Source organism: Serratia sp. X3 (assembly GCF_014982455.1).
Lineage (GTDB): Bacteria > Pseudomonadota > Gammaproteobacteria > Enterobacterales > Enterobacteriaceae > Serratia > Serratia ureilytica.
The window spans coordinates 1,573,725-1,591,188 of sequence record NZ_JADCNB010000001.1 but is presented as its reverse complement, the minus strand read 5'-3'; the positions used below and the strand labels follow the sequence as shown (position 1 = coordinate 1,591,188).

The following is a 17,464-nucleotide window of genomic DNA, read 5'->3' as shown; positions in this document are numbered from 1 at the left end:
TATTTCCTGAATGTATTCATGACTAAGGAGTCTTTCGTGCACCGTCGAATCACTTTGCCGGCGCTGGTTTGCGCCGCCTTACTCGCCTCTCCGGCGATGGCCACTACCTATCCGTTGACCCTGACCGACACCTCCGGCCAGACGGTTACCCTCCCGCAGGAGCCGAAACGCATCGTGGTGCAGGACGGGCGCGACATTCTCACGCTGGCGCTGCTCGATCGCGCTAACCCGTTCGGCCGGCTGGTGGCTTGGAATAACCTACTGAAGAAAAGCGACGCGGCGACCTGGGAAATCTTGCAGAGCAAATGGCCGGCGGCGAAAAACATCATCGACATGGGATTCAGCGATAAAGGCGAAGTGAATCTGGAGAGCGTGATCGCCAAGCGCCCCGATCTGATGATCGCCCAGCTGCGCTCCAAGCCTTCGCTGAGCCAAACCGGCGTGTTGGATAAGCTGAAGGCGCTGAACGTGCCGGTGTTGTTTATCGATACCATGCTCAAGCCGGTGGAAAACACGCCGAAAAGCGTGACGCTGTTGGGGGAAACCCTCAACCGTGAAAGCGAAGCCAAGCAATATACCGATTATTATCAGCAGCATTATCAGGCCATTCTGGCCAAAACGCAGGCGGTGGAACCCAAACCGTTAGTGTTCTTCGAAGCCAAGGCCGGCCTGAATGGCCTGGAATCCTGCTGCTTCACCCATGCGCACGTCGGCTGGGGCGCGTTGGTCGAGGCGGTCGGCGCGCGCAACATCGGTTCTGCGCTGCTGCCGGGCGCGACCGGCGACGTGGCGCTGGAAAAAGTGATCAGCATGAAACCGGATGCGTATATCGTTTCCGGCTCGCAGTGGGCCAGCAAGACCAATGCCGCGGTGCCGTTCGGCTATGGCGTGACGCAGCAGCAGGTGGATGAGGCCTTCAACCGCATGAAGCAGCGCCCAGGGTTCTCGCAGGTGTCGGCGGTGAAGGAAGGGCGGTTCTACGGCATCTACCATAACTTCTACAACCACCCGTACAACATCGTCGGGCTGGAGTATCTGGCGAAGTTTATCTATCCGGCGCAGTTCCCGGATTTGGATCCGGCCAAGACCTACAGCGAGATCCTCAGTCGCTTTACCGAAGTGCCGGAAGGCAAGGGCATTTTGGGCGCGCAGGCGCCGGCGGGGAAATAACGGCAACGGGCGCGATGTCGCGCCCGTTTTTGATCCTTAAGCGGCGGCCGGCGTATAGGTGGAGATGATCTCCAGCACGCCGTTGATGATGAACTGAACGCCCATGCACACCAGCAGGAAGCCCATCAGGCGCGAGATCGCCTCGATGCCGCTTTTCCCGACCAACCGCATGATGGCGCCGGAACTGAGCAGGCAGGCCCACAGGATCACCGCGACCGTCAGGAAGATGGCGACCGGCGCCACGGCCAGCACCCAGGGTTCAAAACCCAGCGTATTATCTTTGACGCTCGACGCCGAGCTGATGATCATCGCGATGGTGCCCGGCCCGGCGGTGCTTGGCATGGCCAACGGCACGAAGGCGATGTTGGCCGAGGTCTTATGCCGCAGCTCGTGCGACTTGCTCTCCACCTCCGGCGCCTCATCGGCGCTTTGTTGCGGAAACAACATGCGGAAACCAATGAAGGCGACGATCAGGCCGCCGGCGATGCGCAGGCCGGGGATCGAAATACCGAAGGTGTTCATCACCACCTGGCCGGCGTAAAACGCCACCGTCATGATGCAGAACACATAAACCGAGGCCATCAGCGACTGCTGATTGCGCTCCTCACGCGTCATATTGCCGGATAACCCGAGCAGCAACGCCACGGTGGTCAGTGGGTTGGCCAGCGGCAACAGCAGCACCAAACCCAGTCCGATGGCCTGGAATAACTGCAAAATACCCGTCATAAAATAAACTCCCTGTGCAACGTTCAAGCCGCCAGGCGGCGGCCCATGAGCTGAACAGCCTAGCCTGCCGTACGGCCGGCGGCAATGGGGATAGCTCGTAACGTTAATTAACCGTCGGCGGGCGCTTCATCCTCACCGCTGCACTCGGCGGTGAGTTCTGGTTCATCCTCACACCCCAGCGGCGCCTCGTTGACCGCGATCGCGCGCGGCACCGAACGCGCGCCAAAATGCACCAGCCCATATAACGTCGCCAATGCCGCGCACACCACGACGAGGACTGCGAGTAACCGATTCATCTTCTGCATAAGTCTCAATTGGAACAGACTGGTTTCAGAATAGCGGCTGGCGGCGAAGATCGCCACGCGAAGCCGGTATGCCGCCGAACGCCGGCGATAAAGTGATCGGCGTCTGGAAAATACGCGCATTTTTTGTGTTTTATGGCCTTTTTCGCCGCAGTTGGCCGGTAAAGGCCGACGTTTCGCATCAATTGCTACACCCTGCTGGCTCAGCTGCCTACCATAGGCGCGCTTTAAAACAAGAATGAGACTGACTATGCAAGACGAGCTGAAACTTTTACTGGGGAAAATTGGCGCCTTCGCGCTTTCCGGCGTTTTTCTGGCGGCATTGGTCGGCCTGGTGTTTATTGACGTGCACTGGCTGCATAACTTCGTGCATGAAACCTCGTTGACCGAAGCGGCGCAGGAGCTGTTGCTGCTCGCCATCGCCGGCGGTTTTTTCGCCGCGGCTCGGCGGCAGGCTGAACGTCGCTCAGCCTGGATGTTGGTCGGCGGCTTCTTTCTCTGCATGCTGATCCGCGAGATGGACTTCGCTTTCGATGCGTTGTGGCACGGCGCCTGGGTGTGGTTTGCGCTGGCGGTCGCCCTGGCCTGCCTGTGGCATGCTGCAAGGCACGTCGCGGCGACGGTGCGTGGGCTGGCCTATTTCGTGACGCATCGCGGCTACGGCATGATGTGCGCCGGTCTGCTGTGCATTCTGGTGTTTTCACGCCTGTTCGGCATGGGGGCGCTGTGGCAAACGCTGATGCTGGACGGTTACAACCGGGTGGTGAAAAACATGGTGGAAGAGGGATGCGAACTGCTGGGCTACGGCCTGTGCCTGCTGGCCACCCTCAGCTACCTGAAAGGCGTTTTTGCGCCGGATAACGCGAAAGTGTGAGGGCGGCGGCGCTTTATTTATCCGGAACAATTTTAGTGATACTATTCGCTTAGCCGAATGCGGCTGAGAAGGTATGCGTTCCATTCTGTATACCCAGTGAGGTTTCAATCTGGCAATTGTGGGCGAGATCTGAAACCTGGCTGACCAAACCCAAAATCCAATTTTCGTACTGCATGTGATCTGTCGTGTAAGCAATGCTCGGCAGTTCACATGATTCCATTCTGTTTCAAATTACCCCATCAACTCACTGTGGTGCTTGAAAAAGCCCTTGGCTAGTGATTCAATCCGTTTCATATGATTTCAATCCAAGCCACTAAAATTGTGTACATACCTGTGTACATAATTGGAGATGTACACAGTGCTCACCGATGCCAAACTCCGCAAGCTTAATGGAAAACCCATCCCAAAACTGATCGAGATGCCTGACGGCGGCGGCCTGTCTATCCGTATAACCCCACTTGGGCTGATTGTTTTCCAGTACCGATACCGGTACGCAGGTAAGGCACGCCGCATGACGCTTGGAAGTTACGACGAAATTTCGCTCAAAGAAGCGCGCGATATGGTTCAAGAGGCCAAGCGCGTCTTGGCCGAAGGGAAAGACCCCATCACAGTGAAATCCATGACGCTTGAGGAGATCGCTGGCGCAGCCTCTGTGAAAGACTGTCTATCACATTGGACTGCCAGCGCTCAGGCTCAGCGCCTTGTGAAATTGCAGTATTGGGAGAGGGCATTTGAGCGGCATGTAATCCCATATGTCGGCGATATGATTGTGGATGAAATGCAGATATCTCACTGGCAGCCAGTTTTCAAAAGGATGAGAACGAATGGGGCGGAAACCTTTGCTGGGATCATGCTTTCAAAGCTAAAGCAGGTGTTTTCGTATTGCTTGAGAACGGAGAAGATTCGCGTTAATCCTATCGCCGCATTGAGAATTAGCGACGTTGGAAAACCTGTTGGCGTGGTTAAACGGTATTTCAGTGATGATGAAATAGGAGCTTTTTGGTTGGCTCTTGAAGGTTCCCGGATTGTTCACCAGAACAAAATCTTCATTAAATTGTTGCTGCTTACAGGATGTCGGGGAGTTGAGCTAAGGAAAGCAAAGAAGGGCGAGTTTGATGTGAAAAACAGAACGTGGCGCGTTCCTGCGGAAAATTCAAAAACGCGCCAGCCGTTTGTGAGAGGACTATCAGGGGATGCCGCAAAGCTAATTGAGGAGGCTATGTCGCTATACCCGAACATATCGCAATTGTTCCCGCCGGCGATTGTGCAGGGCGATCGCCCTATGTCGGCAGGTGTTCTATTGAACATGGCGGAACAGCTTAGGAATGAGATGGGAGTTCATGACTGGGCTATGCATGATCTACGTCGCACTGCAAAAACTAAAATGAGCGAATTAGGGATTGAGCCCCACGTATCCGAAAAGGTGCTGGGGCATAAACTCGGTGGTGTGCTGGCGGTATATGACCAGCATTCATATCTCAAAGAGCAGCAAAATGCGCTGGATATTTGGGCCGCTCATGTGGCGTCCTGCGTTTCATCAATGAGGCCTTGAGCGCGGAAAAATCGTATCACGTCGCAATATCTGTACTGTTCGCCGCCATGGATTGGATTGGTGCCAGGCGCTGGTTTAGGGAACGGTGTACCAGCCTTTTCCCACTGCTTTTTCCTGCGCCAAAAGGTGGTTCTTGATATACCGCCCAACTGCTGTTGTATACCTTCGCGGGTGATCAATACAGGCTGAATCGGTAGGTTGCTTTTAGTCATGGCTTATCTCTCTGTAAAACGCCCATTCAGCATGCCGATCGTGTAGTTGAATCGCGGCAAAGAAATGCCGAGCAGTTCGACCTGAGCGAAATGCTTCATGATGATAGGGCGGGATAGGGTGTCGAAAGGGGTTTTCGGGTGTTGCTTAATCGCGGCGTGGAGTTCGTCGTTACATCGCTTCGCTACTGATCGGAGTGCGTTTTGCTGAACGCTGCCGGCAGCAATTGCAGGCTGTTTACTGGGCATTGATTCCCCCAATGATCCCAGCCAGGCGCATCGCCACGGCTGAATAGTTCGATTCGTGACACGTCGCCGGATAGCAGCTCAAGGCGCCGGCGGACTTCCCAGGGTTTCGCGCTGTGCTCGCCGAGACAACTGAACACAACCTGTTTTACTGATGCGCTTGCTCGCTCGATGCCCTGGCCGCGAACGGCGATCAACACGTCTTCTGAGTTGGCGCGCGTGTAATTGCCGCCATTCATCCGTGTTTCGGCGTTGATCATGTCGAGCAGGTCGGTAAAGTCGAATATGGTTTGATGCTTCAGCGCTTTGTTGAACCGAATTTCGGCCTGCTGGTTCAGCTTCACCCAGGTGAACGCTTTCATCGTTCTGACGCTGAATCCCCAAGCCACTGCCAGCTCGATCGCCTCCTGGCTGTGGTTGCCGGTGTACCACATTGCGAGCACGCTATCTGGCGCAGCAATAGCCCATATCGGCAGACGCTTCAGATCTACCATGCTCATCGGGCTGTAGTGATTACCGGCGGCGCCATTGCTAATCGTGTTGCCGTAACTCCAGGGCGGATCTGCATAGATGAGTTGATAGGTCATTGAGCGTTACCCCAGCAGCGCGCGGCCGCGTTGACGCAAAAACCTATGCGGATGTGGATCCAAGCAACATCTACCGCCCGCGCAGCTTCAAGCGCCTGGCGCCACTTCTCTGCAGCATCTGCGAAATGGGCGCGTCGTTCTGCCTCGGCCGCCTGATGGGCCAGTGATTTGTATTTGAATGACATGGCTATCTCCGGGATCAGTAGGCGCGCTGGTGGGTTACAGGGGCAAGCAACTGGTTAAACAGCTGCATGAGTTGGATTCTGCGAACAACCTCAGGCGGCTCACTGAGTAAATAGCTGTCGGTAAGTTTTGCGATTGCTCCCCTTGGTTTTTTCCTTGCATAACGCTGGTACAGCGGATCAACAGACAAAACCTTCAGTGCTCGGACGTTAGCTTTCACATAGATGATTTCGCATTGAACGTATGGGGAGCTTGTGAGAGAAAACCGCAGATTTGAAATCCTTTCCGGGGTGATGCACTCATCAGGAAATTTCTTCTGCAGCATAGCGATATGCTCATCACGGATATAGAAACCGCCGTCTCCGATGAGGAACAGAATCAGATCGTAATTAGTCATGGCTAAATCCTGATTTGGTTGTTGTAGCGCTCATGGCTCATCACTTCCCATGAGTTGCCGTTGTCTTTCGAAAGCATTCGCCAGCAGCGGGCCACTGGCAGCGTCAAATACTTATGCTGGTAGGTTTGGTTGGGCTTCTTTTCACCCCTCTTATAGGCGCATAGAACCCCCTCAGCTTTAGCGCTGATTCGTTGCGGAATTCGTGGTTTCATATTTTTGGTGGGTTATTTGGTGATTGGCGCCCAGCATGCGGATTGGATGCCAGGACGGCGGACTTTCTCAACGGCGTTTTCTTTTTCCAGCTTGATCAAACGCTGGCGGATGGCTTTCCCGGTCATGCCGTTGTAGCCGGCACAGCGGAGGAGGCTTGCGACCGAATCCGGCGTTGAGCCGGCAATACTGAGCCGCGAGATGATTTCGTTATCGTCGGGTAGTAAGAGCAATGTCGACCTCGTTTGAAATGGCAATTGAAAACCCCGCGAATGCGAGGTTTATTTAGTTACCGAATCTCCGGTATGGGACGTGGGCTTTCTTGCATGATTTTTACATCTATATCTTCCGGAATATACCCATCAGCGACTGCAAGGAAGTACCTTTTACGATCTAGGCCAGATGTATGTACCATAACCTGGAATTTCTCAAATCTTGCTTGTTGAGGGATTATTGGCTTTCCTGGGGTTATAGCTTGCAATTTTGCAGCAGGCAAAAACTCCACAACCCCGCTGCCGTTGTAATCGTCAGTGCGCAAAACACCATCATGGCCATGACCAAAAACTATGAAATCAACTTTCACAATAACTCTCCTAAGGCACCAAGTGTTGCCTACTTTCTATAGACTGAACAATCCGCTTTTGAGCGAGACAGTATGATTTAGCATAACTATTTATTTCGTCTTGAAAATATATGCTTGTTCAGTTTCATCAACAAGGAAGTAATCACCGCTTCCTGAAGGTTTGCAATCGAAATAAACGCCTTGATCCCGACGCCAGCCATCAAATAAAACCTTGCTAACTTCATTTATTGGGATTTGAATTATATGATATTTATGTGGCCCATTACGGCCGCTTTCTACATGTTCTCTATGCATACCTGTAAGATTGGTAGCGAAATAACTTATGGTAATATTTTTCATTTACATGTCCATTATATTGTTTGTTTTTAACCGGTTGTCACTACAACTTGTAAGTAAGTTGGCCTATGAAGTTTAGCGCTAATTCCACATTAGTACTCTAGCTGCTGATGGAAATACTCTAGATAACTTTCAAGTTACTAAACAGCAAGTGTCTTGCATCACCCTGCATGTGCTTTTGGCAAGCTGGGCAAACCCAGCCGCCATTGATTTTTTTCCAGCCATCTTCTTTCGCCTCAGCAAACAGCTCACTCATGCACACAGCGGCAGATTTCTTTGTGTCATCGGCCATAGTCCACGGGTCGTTGTTATCGTCTGACCAGCATCGAGTCCCGTCATACGGCGACCGACCATCGCCGCGTTCTTCGCAACGCAATGAAATGAAGATTGCCATCCTACTCATCCCCCTCTACGGTGAAGGTGAAGCCAGCGGCGCGAACAGCATCAACGCAATAATCAACGGCAGCATTAAAGCCGTCGCCGGCAAATGGCACGTTGCTGGAATCGACCTTCTTCAACCGCACCGGCGTAGCCAGCCGCTTTTCTGCTGATTCGGCACGTTCGATGTTGTGAGCCAGCAGGCGTGACAGCTCGGCGATGCGCTGCTCTGCCGCTGCAAGTTTCTGCGCCGGAGTTAATCCTTCAACGCGTTGCATGGTTACGGTCATCTCTCCGACTTCTGCATGCTCGAAAAGCAGTTCGAGATAGTTGATGGCGCCAGAGGATTTGAACTGGTCAGCGAAGCAATCGGCCATCAGTTGCACGGCAAGCCCAGAGAACGTGAACCCAAAGCTTCCATCCTGCTTAGGCTCTGCTTTGTTTAGGTAAAGTTCACCAGCCAAAAACTCACCCAGGCTTTTACCCGCAATGCGTTCAGTTTCGATGCCGTCGAATGCATTAACGCAAGCAATGGCGCGCTCATCTTTTTCTTTCGATTTCTCCAGCAGGGCGGAGACGTACTCTTGCGAGTAGAGGGGCACGTCTTTCCCGAATCCAAGCGGAACGGGCCACATGTCACTTGTAGCATGGTGGAATCGCAGCTCTTCCGCATCGGTATACGCCACCGGCTTGCTCAGTTCGCTCAGCTTATTGTCCATCACTCAGCCTCCCGAATTTCAACGCTCAGCACCAGAAGGCGGCCATCTTTCAGCTCGTAGGTATGGCTGTCACCGGTATGGTAAAGATGCTCGGCAACAGATCGACGCGCCATTTCAGTTACGTCAGATTTATGACCAACCCAGCGACCCTTGTCGGTGTCCAGTGTGCCGTAAAAAATTGTGCCACTTAGCGGGCTGGCGCCCATCGTTTTTACCCTGCTCATAATGCTTTCTCCTGGGCCTCGTCGCCCTCTACCGGCAACCACTCGATGCCGTTAAAAAATTCAGTTGCCGCCATCGCTGTTGAGCTGTACGAAGTAGAGCCAGGCTCTGAAACGACGTGCGCGCCAATTTCTTCATCGAAATAACGCAGGCTCCCTGGCTTGAAGTTTTGATTAACCACGCTCCACCTCCCTAGCACTGTCACTTGACCGGCGAATTCCCATATCAATGAGCACGTTTTCATGGCGCGCCTGGCATTCGATATCGCAGAATGCCTGCTCGCATTTCTCGTCAAAAACACGGCCTTCGGTTTCGTCGTAAACGCGATGATTGCAGTATCCGCACTCTTGCGACCAGCCACGCTCCTCGATGAGCACCTTCCATGGCACATGACGAGTAGCGGCGTACTTATCCAGATCCGGCGCACGACGGCACGAAACGATATCGCCAAACTCAACATCAAGTTCTGCTGCACCCTCACGACGGGCTTCTACATGAGTTTTGGCGAATCGAATGCATCCGAACTCATCGGCTTGCACGCTGAACGCCTTCAGTTCATTTGCTGGCATCACTGGGCGCTTTTTCATTTAGCCTCCCGCAGTTCGGCGGCATGACGCATCAGCACTTCAAACACATAGCCGGAGCCGTATAGTTTTGCCGCAGCCTTCTCAACTCCCTGCGCCTGGATAGCTGCAAGTGCTGCGTCAGTGGCTGGGGTTTCGACCGCATCGATCAACTTCTTGGCATGGTCATATGCCATGCACCCGAAATCGATCTCTGCATCCATAAAGCCGGCAAACTTGCCGTTGATGGTTTTCATCCCTGGGTTCCATCCATTGGATGTCACGAAGTCGATATAGGCTTTCCCGGTTATGGCACTCTTCAGCGCCGCATTCTCCAGAGCAAGGGATTCATAGTCCGAGAATCTAACGAACTCACCATGCTCATTTTCGCGGGCAAACGGCGCAAATCGCGCCGCGTGCATGACGTAATCCGGGTTATATCTCTGAACCATCGGGGTTCTCCTTGCCACTGGTGGAGCGGTACTCATCGAGAATGGCGAGCACATCAAGCTGAGTGCCGGCGGGAAGGATGTAGGCGGTCTGGCCGTCGATTTCACGGACTTCGGCTTGTGCTAAGAGCGTGACGAGCTTGCGGGACTTTGGTGCGCTGAATTTTGAAGCGATAAAGGATTTTGTGACCTTTTTCTTGCCCGCGGCTTTGGCCTTTTCTACGTCGCCAGCCAGTACCTTGCCAGCTTGCTCGCCATGCTCTTTTACGCGCTCAACAGCGGCATCGACGGCAACAGCGCCATCTTTGACAAGCGTCTGAACATCGTGATTTGCCTGGGTGAGGGCAAGCAGCTTATCGACCGTGGCGCGGCTCTTGCCGACCAGCGCGGCAATCTCATCTGGTGACAGGTTGAAGCCTGCGAGCTCTTTTACCACCTGCGATTGCTCGTATGGGGTAAGCGACAGCTGGCTATTGCTGTTCATGATGCGCGCTATGCGCTCCACGTCGCTACCAGTGAACGGTAGGATTGCTATCCACTCAACGGGCTTTCCCGCGTCACGGCAACGCAAATATGCGCGGTGCCGGCGGTGGCCCTCAACAATCCAAACGCCGCCTTCATCGCGCGGGCGAACCTCAAGCGGAGGAACCGGCTTTCCTGATGACAGGTGATTGAACAGGTCATCATCAGCGGCCTGTGTGCGCTCATCGTCTACGCGCTTGTTGAAGCCTTCCTGGACGTGAATATCAGCCAGCTTGATGAACATTCCGGAGTCAGTCCGCTTAAGCGTTCCGTTGTTCTTCATCTGCTTGAATGAGTTCGCCATGCATTAACTCCAGACCGCGCCGGCAGTCAGCAGGCACAGGGTAAAAATGAGTAGGTAGAAAAGGTGTTTGCCGTGGTGGCGTTTAGGGGCGAAATCGCACCCGGTCAGGTCGTACTTGTGCTGAATACGGGCGTTGAGGCTTACCATGTTGACCTCCGCTGCTGAGTGTGCAGGCGGCGCTGCAGTGTTCTGATGTTCTGGCGGACGACATACACTGGCGCGCAGGTGTCGGAACAGACGAGGATTCGGACGGCTTTATATCTGCCGTCTTCATAGCGTTGAATGCTTACGGACTGTTTGGCTACGTCGCGCGTCTGGCCGCAGTGTTCACAGCGTTGGGTAGTGGTTTGCATAACATGTCCTCTCAATGAAATTCACATGGGTAAAGGCGCTGCCTTGTTGGGATCCGCGCTCGCTTTCGCTACGGTTCCGGCACTTCCGGAGCGGTGGGCAGCGCCTTTACTGATGAGAAAAAAGAGCCCCGGCGAGCGGGGCAAAGGATGTGACAAGGGAAGTGGTACTGAGCAGGCTTGTGATTTCTCACGCACCTGGTGGCGCACCGCTCCGGGGATTTATACTGTGTAGATATAAATTAGGAACTGAAACGATACGCCACCAGATAGGTGAGGTATTGGGCTGACCACTCATGAGGTAGGATCCTTCACCGCTTCCAGAACTTAAGGAATCGGGCGAGTGGTCAGCCTAATACGCCGGAATTAACCGGCGAGATAAAAACCGAAACCAGACCAGCAGGCGGCGCATAAGACAAACACGCCAAGCCAGACGATTTGATTGAATGTCATGATGGCCTCAGTGCGCCCGTAGGGCGCGGTGGGTGTTAATAGCCGCGTTTTGCTTTGCGGGCGTAGAACAGCGCTGCTATTGCTGCAAATCCATCTGCACGAAGTTCACGGTAGAGAACCATGTCGTAACTTTTCATCGTGTAACCCTCTGCTGTTAGTCGGCCATCTGACGAGCAAACCAGCGTTGCGCACCTGTTTCGGTTTTAAAATCCCGGCTCTTAGTGAACGTCATCGCGGTAAACGTGCCGTTTCCGTTGGGGAAAACGCCGGTCTTTACTGTTTCGTTGTTGCCCATATCGTGAGTAGTGTTCATCGCTAATCCTCAGTGGTTTTATGCCTACCGCCCCAAACTGGCAGCGGCAGGGTAAATCCACTCTTTCCCTAAAGAACGTTTCCGGTCGATCCCTCTCGGGGCCGGGGAGTGATTGCATCGCTCACCCCTGGGCGTCTTACCTGTGTGGCTTCCTGCCGGTGACGTTGTTGCTGTCGATGAGCTGATTATTAGCTATCGGTTAATTTTGGTCAATAACCAGTGGTTAATTTGGTTGTGTTAAATCGATAACCAAATGAACCAAAAGAAAATTTAGTTGTGATTAATTTATCGGGGAGGGGAGTTTTTGAACGGTTTGGTGGTGAAAGGCACAAAAAAACCCGGCGCTTGGCCGGGTTTGGTAGTTATTGGCAGGGTGTTACCAGATGGTTGATGTCCAGAAAAGACGCCCTATGACTTCAATTTTGTCCAGATCTACCTCTTCGGCAGGGTGCTCCACATCGTTAAAGCTTCTGATGCTTATGCGGTTAGGGCCGACACGGTAAAGTATTTTCAATCGCTTCCAGCCGTCCTGGTTTATTGCGTAGATCTTACCATCCACTATTTGTTTATCGTCGGTGTTTACCGCGACGGTGGAACCGTCTGGAATGTTTGGCTCCATGCTGTTACCGCGCGCAGGGAAGCAGAGCACTCCGGTACCATCTGTTCTGGCGCCTATGCGGCGCAGCGTGGCTTTGGAGAATCTCAATTTGAATCCGTTATAGTCTTCTTCGTTATAGCTTCCGTCCCCAGCGGCGAGTTCAATATCTCGCAAAAACGGCACCTCAACCTCATCCGTAGGGAGAGGGGTACTACTATCCCAGGCGTCTACATTATCCCATTCTTCCTCGGGTGGAATGTTTGCTTCAGGGATGCTTTTGCCTGGGACATTCTCTTTCATCTCCCCGCGCCCATATTCAAGCCACTCAGGGCGAACATGAAGCCAGCGGCTCAATGCAAGAATGTTTACCGAGTCAGGAATAGCGGCGGCGTTCATCCACTTCCAGATCCCCGGTTCAGTTATGGAGATCCCCTGTTTAGCCAGGGCGTCTTTCATTCGTTTTGGAAGCCCACGGCCACCCACGCCAGCTTCAAGACAAGCAGCGCGCAAGCGTTCAGTGAATTTCTCTTTCAGTTCATCTTTTTTAACCATGCGTTAAGTATCCAAAGAATTGACATAACTGTCAGTTAAGATATATTCTTAACTCGTAGTTAATTTGGTTAATAAAGGACTCCTATGAACCCAGTACAAATTGCAGTAGATGCGGTTGGCGGGCAAACGGCAGCAGCGAAAATCTGCGGTTTATCGGTGGTTGCCGTCCACAAGTGGTACGCCAAAGGCCGGTTGCCGCGAACCGAATACACAAAAAAAACGGATTACGCCCAGCGATTAGCAGCGGCATCCAAAGGGAAATTCAGCGCTGAATGGTTGCTTCATGAAGCCAACCCAGACAGCTGAGAAACCATTGCTCACGGGCAATTCAACAAACATCTGTAAGACATGGAAATTGTAAATGGAATCAATCGCAACAACACGCAACGAAGCTCAGGCGATTCAGAGCGACATCATGAGTCGCATTGCAGCTATCGGAGTGACAAGCCTGGCCGGCGCGATCGGCGTTGATAAATCGCAGGTGAGCCGCTGGCAGAGCAAAGGGGGGCTGGTGGAGAAAGCGAGCCTGCTACTGGCCGCTACAGGTTTTCGGCGTTCGGAAACCATGCTGACGTTCAGGGGCGAGGAAACTGCAGAGCTGGCGCGCGGGTTGATGGCAATGCTGGAGCACATCCGGGAACCAAAGACGGAATAGGGGGCTTTATGGCCTGGGGCAAGAAGAAAGCCGAGCAGTTGCAGCTGGTCGGCAATCACTTTTCTAACTGGGAGTACTGCAATGAACAGCCTGATTGTTATCGATATGTCGGTATCTCGTCAAGGGTTGAAAAATGTCCGGTTCGCAAAGTACTGAGCTCGATCGGTATTACACGGATTGGCGGGGCGTGCAGGTTCACGTCATCCGCTGGGATCGGGTTGAGCGCCAGGTCATTTTCACGCGAGAGGGTTATCCGCATGAGTGCATGCAGCCCCTTGAGAGATTCAAAGAGAAATTTAAGCGAGTCGAAGTATGAGCATGAACCTGATGGCGCAGGCTATGAGCATCAAAGTGGGCAATCCACTGCGCAAGTTGGTGCTGATCAAGATAGCTGATAACGCGAACGACAAGGGCGAATGCTGGCCTTCATATCAGCATGTCGCTGACCATTGCGAGTGCAGCAAAAGCGCTGTGCGGGCGCACATTGAGGCATTGATTAAGATGGGTTTACTCACCAAAGAGAACCGCCTTGGCGTGAACAATGGGAAGGGTAATACCTCGAATCTCTACTATCTGACCCTGGACAACCCTGTGCCGTCAGAAAGCATAGCCCCCTGTGCCGTCAAAAAGCATAGCCCTATGCCGTCAAAAAACACAGGGGTATGCCAGCAGGTGACACAGGGTGTGCCGTCAAAAAGCACACCCCCTATGCCAGCAGATGGCACCAGAACCAGTCACTCTTTTGAACCAGTCATTGAACCAAAAGAAAATCCCCCCAAAGCCCCCCAAGGCGATGCGGTAGCAGATTACCCATCGGCTGAGGCTGGGGAAGTTCTCGATTTTCTGAATGAAAAAATCAACGGCAGGACGCCAAAGCGCGCCGACACGTTGCGTGAGATTACCGAGCGCCTGACGGACGGTAACAGCGCCTCCGAACTGAAGCTGGTGGCTGAACACCGTGCACGTCTGCTGCTGGGCGATCCGAAGATGGGCCACATGCTCAGCGCCAAGATGATTTTCGATGCCGTCCGGTTCGGTGGGTATCTGGCAGCCGCCAAAGCTTGGGATCGTCAGCGTAGCCACAAAGCTGCTATGGCCGAAGCGGTCGAACAGCAGCGTCAGGAGCCGGTGGCCGGTGACGCGCCAGAGATTGATTTCGATGAGGCTTTCGATCGCCTGATCCGTGATGCAGCGATGCCAGAAAATGACGCTGAGAAACGCGCGCTGCAGCAGGTGCGCAAGAACGGATTTGGCAACGTGGATGAGAGCAAGGCTCGCCAGCAGTGGCGCCCAATTTTAACCAGAGCTTATGCAATGTCAGGAGTTCAGGCATGAGAGCGATAGTCAAAGCAGCGATACAGCGTGATCTGGGTATTGCCTTGATCCCGGTGGACGAAAAGCTGGCGTTACACATGACAGGCCGCGTGATGGTTTCCACGTTGCCGGACGAGTTCAAATCATCGCCTGACGGTATTCTGCCGGCGGTGGAACATGAGATCGCGAATGACCCTCGCTTGAAGGCATTCTTCCAGAATGAGCGCGTCACGAATGCATGTGGCGGCGTTAACTCGATTGAGGCCTGGGCGACGCAATTCACGAAATGCCAGTACAGCAAGCACGATCGGCCGGCGACGATTTTGGACACTGAGCGCGTAGGGAATTCAGCCGTTCGCATCTGCCCGCAGTGCTACAAACAAAGCCTGGGTGTATCACCGAAGATTGAAAAAATCGCTGCACGCAACACGGCGCGCTGGGTGGTAGCAACGGCCAAACACCGCCTGAAGTCTGAGGGACAGTTGACCATTCCTGAGCTGCTGTTGTGGGCCATGCTTTCCGGCGTATTCGACCTGATCCCCGATGAAGTCGCCCGCACAGTAACTGACCTGCCGGAGCCGAAGATTATCACCGGCACCCGCAAGGAGTCCGAGATGGATTGCACGCCGGCGGCCACTGCGATTATTTCCAAACAGGCAGTCAAGTGCTTCACCGTAGACCCGGCGCCACAAAAGGCCTTCATGCTGCGGCCAAAGCTCACCCGCGTAGAGGACAGCAAATATACCCGCTGGGTTAAGAGTCGGCCTTGCTGCGGTTGCGGCGCCCGCGCTGATGACCCTCATCACATCATCGGCCACGGATTGGGCGGAATGGGAACCAAGCCCAGTGACTACCTGACAATTCCGCTGTGCCGCACCTGTCACCGCAAACTGCATGACGACCCAGCGGCCTGGGAAGCGGAACATGGTAGCCAAACCGATTTGCTGGCGCAGTTCCTGGATTACTCAATTGGCATCGGGGCGATCGCATGAAAGAGGTGACCATAACACGTCAGCAGTACCGGAACGTCTGTGATGCGTTGCTCAACACAGCCAATCTGAACGAGCAGCTTTTGCTGCTTTCTACCGCCGACAAGCGCTCAGAAAGAGTTCATCGCCAAGCCAGCAAGCTATTACAAAAAATTCGCCAGCAACTTCAGGAAGCCGTGGGAGAAAAAGCATGAGAGACATCCAGCTTGTTTTAGAGCGTTGGGGGCAGTGGGCGAGAGACAACAGCGGTGTGGATTACTCTCCGGTCGCTGCAGGATTTAAGGGGCTTCTGCCGAACACGAGCAAGAGTAAGCCTTCATGTTGCGATAATGACGGTCTGATTGTTGACGGCGCCGTGGGTAGATTGAAGAAGGTACGCGACGAAAGAGAGCTTGGGGTAATCATGCTGCACTACCGATTCGGGGTATCAAAATCGGAGATAGCTCGTAGATGGAAGGTTTCAGAGGGGAACATTAGGCAAAAGCTGATGATGGCAGAAAGCTTTATAGAGGGCTGTTTGGCTATGACCGGGGCGACGCTTGAGATGGACGCGTGGACGAGCAGATCAGTAATTTCGGCTGTCGCGTAAATTTCCGCTTTTCGTTACGAATTTTACTGGCTATTGTGATAAGAGTGGTTACGCAGTGACGTAGCTTACCAACTTTCAAAACCTCGCTTCGGCGGGGTTTGTTTCTTTATAATGGTTTGGCAATTTTAAAAAAAAAGCACTTTTTGCAAAAAAAACACTCGCCGCTTTTTTTTGTCGATAAACCTATCTGAATTTTCAACTTATCCACAGATTTGTTTTTTGTGGACTAGTTAACAGTTCTTTGCTTGTGGATAATTTTGTTTGCAAGCGAATCATTTTCAACCATTGTCGGTCATTGTACGTAATACCTCTTCCCTTTTACGCTGGTTCTGTGGATAAAAAGCTACCTTTGTGGTAAAAATAGGGTACCGAAGGTGCAAGCAGAAAAGTTTGCACTTGATAGATTAAAACTATATATCGGCTCCTAAAGTTGAAAATGATATGGCCGATAACAGAGGTAGCCTTTCCGTTACATGCGGAGATCTCACTATGCAAACTATCACTTCATCCACAGTTGTTGGGTTAGCACTGGCTCCACTTTTCTTAAGTGTGCAGGTGCAAGCCCTGCAGGCTCCTGCACCAGTAGTTCAGATAGCATCCAATCAGGGGTCTTCCGACAGAAGGGCAAGAATCACTATAGGGGCTCTTCGTTCTCTTGATTATGATGTGCGTAAGGCACTGGAAAAACTGTCGCTATCGAACCAAAAGATGCTGTCAGAAATTGGCCTAACTTTGGAAATGATTGATCGTGGTGAAGAGGTGGAGCTTAGCCATAACTTCTATAGTTCGGCAATGAGTACGAGCAAGTCTATACAGGACACTGCTGAATACACACGCGAGTTTTTCGATAAAATTTTGTGTGCATTACCAACACAACTTAAAGGAATGATCGATAACCTTAAGTATGACACCTTAGCTGGGATGCAGGAGGTCATTGAATCTATGAATAAAATTGGCGAAATTGAAACAAAGTTACAAGAAAGAAAAATGACGGTTGTTGTCATTGATCAGGAGAGAATGAACGCGGCCTTAGCTTCGCCACGAATTTTAGTGGAGAGGAAGCTAAGCCGGGAAGAAAAGCGTAAGCTTATCTTACAGCACGCGTCATAAGGATTTGAT

Annotated in this window: 30 protein-coding genes; 11 read left to right on the top strand and 19 right to left on the bottom strand. The window is 52.7% G+C overall.

Annotated features, from left to right (window positions below; all coding sequences use genetic code 11):
* The first annotated feature begins 36 nt into the window (after positions 1-36).
* Positions 37-1,170, top strand: coding sequence for an ABC transporter substrate-binding protein (locus IMX17_RS07525; protein ID WP_116286382.1), 1,134 nt, complete (start codon positions 37-39; stop codon positions 1,168-1,170).
* Positions 1,171-1,206: 36 nt separating this feature from the next.
* Here the strand turns inward: IMX17_RS07525 and IMX17_RS07520 are convergent, their stop codons facing one another.
* Together IMX17_RS07520 and IMX17_RS07515 are read right to left on the bottom strand one after the other, a co-directional pair.
* A complete protein-coding gene (locus IMX17_RS07520; protein WP_019454910.1) occupies positions 1,207-1,896 on the bottom strand; it encodes a MarC family NAAT transporter in 690 nt (229 codons plus the stop codon).
* A gap of 107 nt (positions 1,897-2,003) precedes the next feature.
* Positions 2,004-2,258: a hypothetical protein gene (locus IMX17_RS07515; RefSeq protein ID WP_152665249.1), complete on the bottom strand. Its 255-nt coding sequence runs from the start codon at positions 2,256-2,258 to the stop codon at positions 2,004-2,006.
* A 190-nt stretch (positions 2,259-2,448) separates the two neighbouring features.
* On the opposite strand from IMX17_RS07515, the gene IMX17_RS07510 reads away from it, so the two are divergent.
* Both IMX17_RS07510 and IMX17_RS07505 read left to right on the top strand, forming a co-directional pair.
* Positions 2,449-3,072 carry a hypothetical protein gene (locus IMX17_RS07510; protein WP_046898517.1) on the top strand — a complete coding sequence of 208 codons (624 nt, stop codon included), beginning with the start codon at positions 2,449-2,451 and terminating at the stop codon, positions 3,070-3,072.
* Positions 3,073-3,421: 349 nt separating this feature from the next.
* Complete coding sequence (locus tag IMX17_RS07505; RefSeq protein ID WP_072274560.1) at positions 3,422-4,624, top strand: site-specific integrase; 1,203 nt, start codon at positions 3,422-3,424, stop codon at positions 4,622-4,624.
* On the opposite strand, the gene IMX17_RS07500 is transcribed toward IMX17_RS07505, so the two are convergent.
* The 17 genes from IMX17_RS07500 to IMX17_RS07420 form a co-directional block, all read right to left on the bottom strand.
* Positions 4,588-4,836: a hypothetical protein gene (locus IMX17_RS07500; RefSeq protein WP_071532844.1), complete on the bottom strand. Its 249-nt coding sequence runs from the start codon at positions 4,834-4,836 to the stop codon at positions 4,588-4,590. The two genes, IMX17_RS07505 and IMX17_RS07500, sit on opposite strands and share 37 nt — an antisense overlap.
* Positions 4,837-5,018: 182 nt before the next feature.
* Complete coding sequence (locus tag IMX17_RS07495) at positions 5,019-5,666, bottom strand: MT-A70 family methyltransferase (protein ID WP_193549566.1); 648 nt, start codon at positions 5,664-5,666, stop codon at positions 5,019-5,021.
* Positions 5,663-5,851 carry an ANR family transcriptional regulator gene (locus tag IMX17_RS07490; RefSeq protein ID WP_060447806.1) on the bottom strand — a complete coding sequence of 63 codons (189 nt, stop codon included), beginning with the start codon at positions 5,849-5,851 and terminating at the stop codon, positions 5,663-5,665. Before IMX17_RS07490 ends, IMX17_RS07495 begins: the two co-directional genes overlap by 4 nt.
* A 14-nt stretch (positions 5,852-5,865) precedes the next feature.
* Positions 5,866-6,246 (bottom strand): hypothetical protein, encoded by a 381-nt coding sequence (locus IMX17_RS07485; protein ID WP_193549565.1) that lies wholly within the window; start codon positions 6,244-6,246, stop codon positions 5,866-5,868.
* 224 nt (positions 6,247-6,470) lie between these two features.
* Positions 6,471-6,689 carry a hypothetical protein gene (locus tag IMX17_RS07480; protein ID WP_193549564.1) on the bottom strand — a complete coding sequence of 73 codons (219 nt, stop codon included), beginning with the start codon at positions 6,687-6,689 and terminating at the stop codon, positions 6,471-6,473.
* A 56-nt stretch (positions 6,690-6,745) separates the two neighbouring features.
* Positions 6,746-7,039: a hypothetical protein gene (locus IMX17_RS07475; RefSeq protein ID WP_193549563.1), complete on the bottom strand. Its 294-nt coding sequence runs from the start codon at positions 7,037-7,039 to the stop codon at positions 6,746-6,748.
* Between the two features lie 90 nt (positions 7,040-7,129).
* Positions 7,130-7,378 carry a hypothetical protein gene (locus tag IMX17_RS07470; protein WP_193549562.1) on the bottom strand — a complete coding sequence of 83 codons (249 nt, stop codon included), beginning with the start codon at positions 7,376-7,378 and terminating at the stop codon, positions 7,130-7,132.
* A gap of 118 nt (positions 7,379-7,496) precedes the next feature.
* Positions 7,497-7,769, bottom strand: coding sequence for a hypothetical protein (locus IMX17_RS07465; protein ID WP_193549561.1), 273 nt, complete (start codon positions 7,767-7,769; stop codon positions 7,497-7,499).
* Position 7,770: 1 nt separating this feature from the next.
* Complete coding sequence (locus IMX17_RS07460) at positions 7,771-8,472, bottom strand: hypothetical protein (RefSeq protein WP_193549560.1); 702 nt, start codon at positions 8,470-8,472, stop codon at positions 7,771-7,773.
* Positions 8,472-8,696, bottom strand: a complete 225-nt coding sequence (locus IMX17_RS07455) for a hypothetical protein (protein WP_193549559.1) — start codon at positions 8,694-8,696, stop codon at positions 8,472-8,474. Before IMX17_RS07455 ends, IMX17_RS07460 begins: the two co-directional genes overlap by 1 nt.
* The gene (locus IMX17_RS07450; protein ID WP_193549558.1) at positions 8,693-8,875 is read right to left on the bottom strand and encodes a hypothetical protein; all 183 of its coding nucleotides are present in this window, start codon (positions 8,873-8,875) and stop codon (positions 8,693-8,695) included. The genes IMX17_RS07455 and IMX17_RS07450 overlap by 4 nt, the downstream gene beginning before the upstream one ends.
* The gene (locus tag IMX17_RS07445) at positions 8,868-9,281 is read right to left on the bottom strand and encodes a hypothetical protein (RefSeq protein ID WP_193549557.1); all 414 of its coding nucleotides are present in this window, start codon (positions 9,279-9,281) and stop codon (positions 8,868-8,870) included. The genes IMX17_RS07450 and IMX17_RS07445 overlap by 8 nt, the downstream gene beginning before the upstream one ends.
* Complete coding sequence (locus IMX17_RS07440) at positions 9,278-9,709, bottom strand: hypothetical protein (protein WP_193549556.1); 432 nt, start codon at positions 9,707-9,709, stop codon at positions 9,278-9,280. The genes IMX17_RS07445 and IMX17_RS07440 overlap by 4 nt, the downstream gene beginning before the upstream one ends.
* Positions 9,693-10,532 (bottom strand): chromosome partitioning protein ParB, encoded by an 840-nt coding sequence (locus tag IMX17_RS07435; protein WP_193549555.1) that lies wholly within the window; start codon positions 10,530-10,532, stop codon positions 9,693-9,695. Before IMX17_RS07435 ends, IMX17_RS07440 begins: the two co-directional genes overlap by 17 nt.
* Before the next feature lie 3 nt (positions 10,533-10,535).
* A complete protein-coding gene (locus tag IMX17_RS07430; protein ID WP_193549554.1) occupies positions 10,536-10,679 on the bottom strand; it encodes a hypothetical protein in 144 nt (47 codons plus the stop codon).
* A gap of 810 nt (positions 10,680-11,489) precedes the next feature.
* On the bottom strand, positions 11,490-11,648 hold the full coding sequence (locus IMX17_RS07425; RefSeq protein WP_193549553.1) for a DUF1391 family protein: 159 nt from the start codon (positions 11,646-11,648) through the stop codon (positions 11,490-11,492).
* A 376-nt stretch (positions 11,649-12,024) separates the two neighbouring features.
* The gene (locus IMX17_RS07420; protein WP_193549552.1) at positions 12,025-12,798 is read right to left on the bottom strand and encodes a helix-turn-helix transcriptional regulator; all 774 of its coding nucleotides are present in this window, start codon (positions 12,796-12,798) and stop codon (positions 12,025-12,027) included.
* Between the two features lie 84 nt (positions 12,799-12,882).
* Here IMX17_RS07420 and IMX17_RS07415 point away from each other — a divergent pair, with 84 nt between their 5' ends.
* The 8 genes from IMX17_RS07415 to IMX17_RS07380 all read left to right on the top strand — a co-directional run bounded on the left by IMX17_RS07415 (position 12,883) and on the right by IMX17_RS07380 (position 17,455).
* On the top strand, positions 12,883-13,104 hold the full coding sequence (locus IMX17_RS07415) for a hypothetical protein (RefSeq protein ID WP_071845069.1): 222 nt from the start codon (positions 12,883-12,885) through the stop codon (positions 13,102-13,104).
* Between the two features lie 55 nt (positions 13,105-13,159).
* Positions 13,160-13,453 (top strand): CII family transcriptional regulator, encoded by a 294-nt coding sequence (locus IMX17_RS07410; RefSeq protein ID WP_049300019.1) that lies wholly within the window; start codon positions 13,160-13,162, stop codon positions 13,451-13,453.
* 133 nt (positions 13,454-13,586) lie between these two features.
* On the top strand, positions 13,587-13,769 hold the full coding sequence (locus tag IMX17_RS07405; protein WP_075686568.1) for a DUF4222 domain-containing protein: 183 nt from the start codon (positions 13,587-13,589) through the stop codon (positions 13,767-13,769).
* Complete coding sequence (locus tag IMX17_RS07400; RefSeq protein ID WP_193549551.1) at positions 13,766-14,788, top strand: helix-turn-helix domain-containing protein; 1,023 nt, start codon at positions 13,766-13,768, stop codon at positions 14,786-14,788. Before IMX17_RS07405 ends, IMX17_RS07400 begins: the two co-directional genes overlap by 4 nt.
* Positions 14,785-15,759, top strand: coding sequence for a DUF968 domain-containing protein (locus tag IMX17_RS07395; protein WP_193549550.1), 975 nt, complete (start codon positions 14,785-14,787; stop codon positions 15,757-15,759). The genes IMX17_RS07400 and IMX17_RS07395 overlap by 4 nt, the downstream gene beginning before the upstream one ends.
* Positions 15,756-15,950, top strand: coding sequence for a hypothetical protein (locus IMX17_RS07390; protein WP_060429441.1), 195 nt, complete (start codon positions 15,756-15,758; stop codon positions 15,948-15,950). The genes IMX17_RS07395 and IMX17_RS07390 overlap by 4 nt, the downstream gene beginning before the upstream one ends.
* On the top strand, positions 15,947-16,345 hold the full coding sequence (locus IMX17_RS07385; protein WP_193549549.1) for an antiterminator Q family protein: 399 nt from the start codon (positions 15,947-15,949) through the stop codon (positions 16,343-16,345). The genes IMX17_RS07390 and IMX17_RS07385 overlap by 4 nt, the downstream gene beginning before the upstream one ends.
* A gap of 489 nt (positions 16,346-16,834) precedes the next feature.
* Positions 16,835-17,455 carry a hypothetical protein gene (locus IMX17_RS07380; RefSeq protein WP_193549548.1) on the top strand — a complete coding sequence of 207 codons (621 nt, stop codon included), beginning with the start codon at positions 16,835-16,837 and terminating at the stop codon, positions 17,453-17,455.
* Positions 17,456-17,464: the final 9 nt, after the last annotated feature.

What these genes read in the sequence shown, in the direction of transcription:
- IMX17_RS07520 (WP_019454910.1), bottom strand. Translation starts at nt 1,896, where the DNA reads ATGACGGGTATTTTGCAGTTATTCCAGGCCATCGGACTGGGTTTGGTG.
- IMX17_RS07510 (WP_046898517.1), top strand. Translation starts at nt 2,449, where the DNA reads ATGCAAGACGAGCTGAAACTTTTACTGGGGAAAATTGGCGCCTTCGCG.
- IMX17_RS07505 (WP_072274560.1), top strand. Translation starts at nt 3,422, where the DNA reads ATGTACACAGTGCTCACCGATGCCAAACTCCGCAAGCTTAATGGAAAA.
- IMX17_RS07500 (WP_071532844.1), bottom strand. Translation starts at nt 4,836, where the DNA reads ATGACTAAAAGCAACCTACCGATTCAGCCTGTATTGATCACCCGCGAA.
- IMX17_RS07495 (WP_193549566.1), bottom strand. Translation starts at nt 5,666, where the DNA reads ATGACCTATCAACTCATCTATGCAGATCCGCCCTGGAGTTACGGCAAC.
- IMX17_RS07490 (WP_060447806.1), bottom strand. Translation starts at nt 5,851, where the DNA reads ATGTCATTCAAATACAAATCACTGGCCCATCAGGCGGCCGAGGCAGAA.
- IMX17_RS07485 (WP_193549565.1), bottom strand. Translation starts at nt 6,246, where the DNA reads ATGACTAATTACGATCTGATTCTGTTCCTCATCGGAGACGGCGGTTTC.
- IMX17_RS07470 (WP_193549562.1), bottom strand. Translation starts at nt 7,378, where the DNA reads ATGAAAAATATTACCATAAGTTATTTCGCTACCAATCTTACAGGTATG.
- IMX17_RS07465 (WP_193549561.1), bottom strand. Translation starts at nt 7,769, where the DNA reads ATGGCAATCTTCATTTCATTGCGTTGCGAAGAACGCGGCGATGGTCGG.
- IMX17_RS07460 (WP_193549560.1), bottom strand. Translation starts at nt 8,472, where the DNA reads ATGGACAATAAGCTGAGCGAACTGAGCAAGCCGGTGGCGTATACCGAT.
- IMX17_RS07455 (WP_193549559.1), bottom strand. Translation starts at nt 8,696, where the DNA reads ATGAGCAGGGTAAAAACGATGGGCGCCAGCCCGCTAAGTGGCACAATT.
- IMX17_RS07445 (WP_193549557.1), bottom strand. Translation starts at nt 9,281, where the DNA reads ATGAAAAAGCGCCCAGTGATGCCAGCAAATGAACTGAAGGCGTTCAGC.
- IMX17_RS07440 (WP_193549556.1), bottom strand. Translation starts at nt 9,709, where the DNA reads ATGGTTCAGAGATATAACCCGGATTACGTCATGCACGCGGCGCGATTT.
- IMX17_RS07435 (WP_193549555.1), bottom strand. Translation starts at nt 10,532, where the DNA reads ATGGCGAACTCATTCAAGCAGATGAAGAACAACGGAACGCTTAAGCGG.
- IMX17_RS07430 (WP_193549554.1), bottom strand. Translation starts at nt 10,679, where the DNA reads ATGGTAAGCCTCAACGCCCGTATTCAGCACAAGTACGACCTGACCGGG.
- IMX17_RS07425 (WP_193549553.1), bottom strand. Translation starts at nt 11,648, where the DNA reads ATGAACACTACTCACGATATGGGCAACAACGAAACAGTAAAGACCGGC.
- IMX17_RS07420 (WP_193549552.1), bottom strand. Translation starts at nt 12,798, where the DNA reads ATGGTTAAAAAAGATGAACTGAAAGAGAAATTCACTGAACGCTTGCGC.
- IMX17_RS07415 (WP_071845069.1), top strand. Translation starts at nt 12,883, where the DNA reads ATGAACCCAGTACAAATTGCAGTAGATGCGGTTGGCGGGCAAACGGCA.
- IMX17_RS07410 (WP_049300019.1), top strand. Translation starts at nt 13,160, where the DNA reads ATGGAATCAATCGCAACAACACGCAACGAAGCTCAGGCGATTCAGAGC.
- IMX17_RS07405 (WP_075686568.1), top strand. Translation starts at nt 13,587, where the DNA reads ATGTCCGGTTCGCAAAGTACTGAGCTCGATCGGTATTACACGGATTGG.
- IMX17_RS07400 (WP_193549551.1), top strand. Translation starts at nt 13,766, where the DNA reads ATGAGCATGAACCTGATGGCGCAGGCTATGAGCATCAAAGTGGGCAAT.
- IMX17_RS07395 (WP_193549550.1), top strand. Translation starts at nt 14,785, where the DNA reads ATGAGAGCGATAGTCAAAGCAGCGATACAGCGTGATCTGGGTATTGCC.
- IMX17_RS07390 (WP_060429441.1), top strand. Translation starts at nt 15,756, where the DNA reads ATGAAAGAGGTGACCATAACACGTCAGCAGTACCGGAACGTCTGTGAT.
- IMX17_RS07385 (WP_193549549.1), top strand. Translation starts at nt 15,947, where the DNA reads ATGAGAGACATCCAGCTTGTTTTAGAGCGTTGGGGGCAGTGGGCGAGA.
- IMX17_RS07380 (WP_193549548.1), top strand. Translation starts at nt 16,835, where the DNA reads ATGCAAACTATCACTTCATCCACAGTTGTTGGGTTAGCACTGGCTCCA.